Raw genomic sequence first — 4,798 nt, 5'->3', positions numbered from 1 at the left:
GGAGCCTATAATGACGCCCTCCTCCGATTCGAATGCGATTGTAGTCGACCCCACGCTGATCGGCGAAATTGACTGGAACGACCTCCGTTATTTTCTTGCCGTAAGCCGAACGGGCAGCTTCTCACGCGCCGCAAGTACTTTGAACACCCATCAAAGTACCGTAAGCCGCCGCATTCAGATTCTGGAAGACCGCCTTCGCAGTCGGCTCTTTAGCCGAACGGCCCAAGGGGTTGTTCCCACCCGCGAAGGCCAAGCTTTGATTTATCAAGCCGAGCGGGTAGAGGCGATCATGTTTGACCTCCGCCGTCAAATTGCCGGGGGAAACACGCGTTTAACTGGTGCCGTTCGTGTCGGCACTACCGATGGCTTTGGTGTTTATTGGATCACGCCGCGCCTGCCCGATCTGACGGCGGCCCACCCCGGCTTGATGATCGACGTGCGCTGCTCGGAGTCCGATCCCAGCCTAGAGCGGCTGGAGGCCGATATTATTCTGCGCCTGGGCGATGAGGTGCAAGAACCCAACAGCCATAATGAAACGCTGGGCCATATGCCGTTCCGCTTCTATGCCTCGCGCGAGTATCTCAACCGGGCCGGAACGCCGACAACCTGGGATGAGATCATCAATCAGCACCGCATTATCGTCCACGATCATTACCCGAGCGACGGTCCGTGGAAACCTTGGAGCGAGTTGGCGCGGCACCCCCAGCACGTTGCCTACCGCACCAATTCGTCAGCGGCGCTGGTGGAGGCCACCAATTCCGGGCTGGGGATTTCGCTCATGTCCGGCTATATCCATAAGAATCTGCCAACGCTGATTCCGCTGATCGATCCGCCCGGCTGGCAGCGCCCCTCGCTGCCCGTCGTGCTGGTCTATCACCACGACATGCGGCGCACCAAGCGCGTGGAAGTGGTCATCCGCTTCCTGCGCGATGCCTTCCGCACCTGGGTTCAGAATGATCTGCCGATTATAAGTTAAGCAGATCGACCGCCGCGCGGTCGTAGCCCCGGCTGGCGGTCAGCAATTGGCGCGTATAGGCGTGGCGCGCCGTGCCGCTGCGGATCAAGTCCATCGCGCAGTCTCGACAATCTCGCCGTGGCGCATCACCGCCACCGCGTCGCACATATTGCTGAGCACGGCGAGATTATGGGTGACGAGCAGATAGGTAAGGCCCTTTTCCGCCCGCAAGCGCCGCAGCAAATTGAGGATTTCCGCCTGCACCGATACGTCGAGCGCGCTGGTCGGCTCATCCAGCAACAGAATACGCGGCTCCAGAATAAGCGCGCGCGCAATGGCGACGCGCTGGCGCTGGCCGCCGGAAAGCTGGTGCGGATAGCGGAAGCGGAAGGATTGCGGCAGGCCTACATCGCGCAACGCCTGTTCGATCCGCGCGTCGCGGTCGCCGAGCCCATGCACGGTCAGCGCTTCGTCCAGCACCCGGTCGATGGTATGGCGCGGGTGCAGCGAGCCGTAGGGGTCTTGGAAGACCATTTGCAGCTTCTTATGGAAGCTCTTCGAGCGCTTGCGGCCCTGGGCTTCCCCATCGATCACCACATCGCCGGTCCAATCGGGGTTGAGGCCTGAGAGGGCGCGCAGCACGGTCGATTTCCCCGAGCCGGATTCGCCGACGATGCCGAAGCAATCGCCTTCCGCCACGGCAAAGGAGATGGATTTCACCGCCTGCACCTCCCGCGCGCCCGTGCGGAAGGTGATGGTGAGGTCCGCGACCTCAATCATCGGGCGGCTCATGCCAGCGTCTCCCCCATCCAGGCCGGGTCACGGTTAAGGGTCGGCAGATCGACGGGTGCACCATCGAGACGCGGCAGCGCGCTCAGCAGCCCTTGGGTATAGGGGTGTTTGGCGTTCATCAGGTCTTTCGCGGCCAACTGCTCCACAATCCGCCCGCCGTACATCACCAGCACCCGGTCGCAGAAGGAGGCCACCAGATTGAGATCGTGGCTAATGAAAATCAGCCCCATGCCGCGCTGGGTGACGAGATCGTCGAGAATCGCCAGCACCTGAAGCTGCACCGTCACGTCGAGCGCGCTGGTCGGCTCGTCGGCGATCATCAGGTCGGGGTCGGGGATGAGCATCATGGCGATCATGACGCGCTGGCCCATGCCGCCGGAAATCTCGTGCGGATAGGCGCGGTAGACGCGCTCCGGGTCGCGGATTTTTACCGCCTCCAGCATGGCAAGAGCCTTGGCGCGCGCTTCAGCCCGGCTGAGGCGCTGATGGGTCAGCAAGGCCTCTTCGATCTGCCGACCAATGGTCATCACTGGGTTCAGCGAATATTTCGGGTCTTGCATGACGAGGCTGATGCGCTTGCCGCGAATCTGCCGAAGCTGCTTCTCGTCCGCCCCTTGCAGGTCGATCCCATCGAAGACCAGCTTGCGCGCCACAACCTCGCGCGCCGCCGGAATGAGCCGCAGAATCGAACGCCCGGTGAGGGATTTGCCGGACCCCGATTCGCCGACGATGCCGAGTTTCTCCCGGCCCATCGAAAAACTCACGCCGCGCACGGCTTCGAAGATGCCATCGGCGGTATCGAAGCGCACGCGCAGGTCTTCCACCTCAAGCAGGGGGTTTTGGGTCATCACCGGCCCCTTATTTCTGCTTCGGGTCGAACACGTCGCGCAACCCGTCGCCCAAAAGATTGAAGCCAAGGCTGACGATCAGAATGGCCAGGCCCGGCATCGCCGCCACCCACCATTGATCGAGAATAAAGCGCCGCCCGGCGGAGATCATCGCGCCCCACTCCGGCGAGGGCGGCTGCGCGCCCAAACCGAGGAAGCCGAGCCCCGCCGCCGTGAGAATGATCCCCGCCATATCCAAGGTCACACGGACGATCAGCGACGAGAGGCACAACGGCACGATATGCCCCAGCAGAATGCGCAGGGGCGAGGCCCCCAACAGCCGCGCCGCCGCGATAAAGTCGGACTGGCGCACGGTGAGCGTTTCGGCGCGGGCCATCCGCGCATAGGGGGGCCAGGAGGTAATCGCAATGGCAATCACCGCATTCTCGATCCCCGGCCCCAGCGCGGCAACGAAGGCCAGCGCTAGAATGAGGCGCGGAAACGCCATAAAAATGTCCGTGATCCGCATCAGCGCGGCATCGACCCACCCGCCGAAATAGCCCGCCAGCACCCCAACCGCCAGCCCAACTGGGGCGACAATGATCGCCACCAACGCGACAACGGTGAGCGTAATCCGCGCGCCCCACAGAATGCGCGAGAGAATATCGCGGCCAAGATCGTCGGTGCCCATCCAATGCGCCGCGCTCGGCGGCAGCAAGCGGTTATCCAAGTCTTGCAGCACGGGCGAATAAGGGGCAATCCACGGCGCAAGGGCGGCGATAACGATTAAGCTGACAACAATCGCAAACCCCATGAGAGCAAGCGGATTATGCTGCAAGGCCAGCCAACGCCGATAGGCCTGGCCGAAATGGGCTTGGCGGCGGCTTTTGGGGTCGGAACTCAGCAGCCAGGCGCGCAAACTTTGGGCTTCGGTCGCCATTATTTCGCCCTCGGGTCGGCAAGACGGTACAGCGCATCGCAGAACAGGTTAATGCCGATAAAGGTGACGCCGATAATCAGCGTGCCACCCAAAACCGCGTTCATATCGGCATTCAGCAAGGAGGCGGTGATATAGGAGCCGAGCCCTGGCCAGGCGAAGACGGTTTCGGTCAAAACCGAGCCTTCCAAAAGATCGGCATAGGAGAGCGCAATCACCGTAATCAGCGGCACGGCAATATTGCCCAAAGCATGCCGCCAGACGACGCGCCGTTCGGACAACCCCTTCACCCGCGCCGTCGTGATATATTCCTGGCGCAGTTGCTCCACCATGAAACTGCGGGTCATCCGGCTAATAAAAGCTACCGACTTATACCCCAGCAGGGCGCTCGGCAGGACGAGATGGCTGAAAGCGTTCCAAAACACCTCCCACTCCCCAGCCAGGGCCGCATCGAGCATCAAGACGCCGGTCACGGGGTCAACGAGATCGTCGTAGGCCACATCGAGCCGCCCCGGTCCACTCACCCAATCGAGCTGGGCGTAAAAAATCAAAAGCCCCATCAACCCGAGCCAAAAGATCGGTGCCGAATAGCCCATTAGGCCAATGAATCGAACCACTTGATCGATCCATTTGCCTGATGCACCGCCGCTTGAATGCCCAAAGGCACGCCAAAGCAGACGCCGATCAAGGTGCCGAAGGTGGCAAGCTCCAAGGTTGCCGGGAAATAGCGCGCCACATCTTCGGCAATCGGGCGCGAGGTGAGCACCGACCGGCCAAAATCGCCCTGCACGGCGTTTTTCACGTAAATCCAGAACTGCGCGATCAGCGATTGATCGAGTCCCATCGCTTTATAGGCGGCTTGATAGACTTCCTCGGTCGCCCGGTCGCCGACGACGGCCAAAACCGGATCGATCGGCATCACCCGACCGATGAAGAACGTCACCACCAGCAGCCCGAGCAGGGTCAGCACAATGGCGAGCAATAACCTCAGCACCGCCGCACCACCCCGGCGCAGCGACCCTGAGGATAGGGAAAGGGAAGACATTCGGTCTAAAATTCCATCCGACAATGGCGGCTACCCCACCCCCCAAAAAAGGGGGGGGGGCAGGACAGCGCCAAACCCGCGTAAACAGCCTACTTCGTGATCTGGGAGTACAGGTTCACGTCGAAGGACGGGCCAATGATGAAGCCCTTCACATTGGCCGGATGGGCGGCCACTTCGATTTGCTGGAACATCACCACGAAGGGCGAGACGGCTAGATGCTCCTTCTGGATATCCAGATAAAT

Annotated in this window: 4 protein-coding genes and 1 pseudogene; 1 reads left to right on the top strand and 4 read right to left on the bottom strand. The window is 61.4% G+C overall.

Translation table 11 applies throughout. The features are described 5' to 3' along the window. Window positions 1–976, top strand: a 976-nt coding sequence (locus tag VZ95_RS03550; RefSeq protein ID WP_198148064.1) for a LysR family transcriptional regulator, incomplete at its 5' end; no start/stop codon positions are given. Between the two features lie 84 nt (window positions 977–1,060). On the opposite strand, the gene VZ95_RS03545 is transcribed toward VZ95_RS03550, so the two are convergent. The 4 genes and pseudogenes from VZ95_RS03545 to VZ95_RS03530 form a co-directional block, all read right to left on the bottom strand. Further along, window positions 1,061–1,747, bottom strand: coding sequence for an ABC transporter ATP-binding protein (locus VZ95_RS03545; RefSeq protein ID WP_332307970.1), 687 nt, complete (start codon window positions 1,745–1,747; stop codon window positions 1,061–1,063). Further along, window positions 1,744–2,595, bottom strand: coding sequence for an ABC transporter ATP-binding protein (locus VZ95_RS03540; protein WP_045774655.1), 852 nt, complete (start codon window positions 2,593–2,595; stop codon window positions 1,744–1,746). Before VZ95_RS03540 ends, VZ95_RS03545 begins: the two co-directional genes overlap by 4 nt. A 10-nt stretch (window positions 2,596–2,605) precedes the next feature. Beyond that, on the bottom strand, window positions 2,606–3,514 hold the full coding sequence (nikC, locus tag VZ95_RS03535; RefSeq protein WP_045774654.1) for a nickel transporter permease: 909 nt from the start codon (window positions 3,512–3,514) through the stop codon (window positions 2,606–2,608). Beyond that, window positions 3,514–4,556, bottom strand: a pseudogene (locus VZ95_RS03530) (ABC transporter permease). The gene nikC and the pseudogene VZ95_RS03530 overlap by 1 nt, the downstream one beginning before the upstream one ends. Window positions 4,557–4,798 lie beyond the last annotated feature (242 nt).

The sequence above is a fragment of the Elstera litoralis genome, assembly GCF_000963705.1.
GTDB classification, from domain to species: Bacteria; Pseudomonadota; Alphaproteobacteria; order Elsterales; family Elsteraceae; genus Elstera; species Elstera litoralis.
Note: the sequence above shows the minus strand (reverse complement) of the source record. Positions and strands in the feature narration are given on the sequence as shown.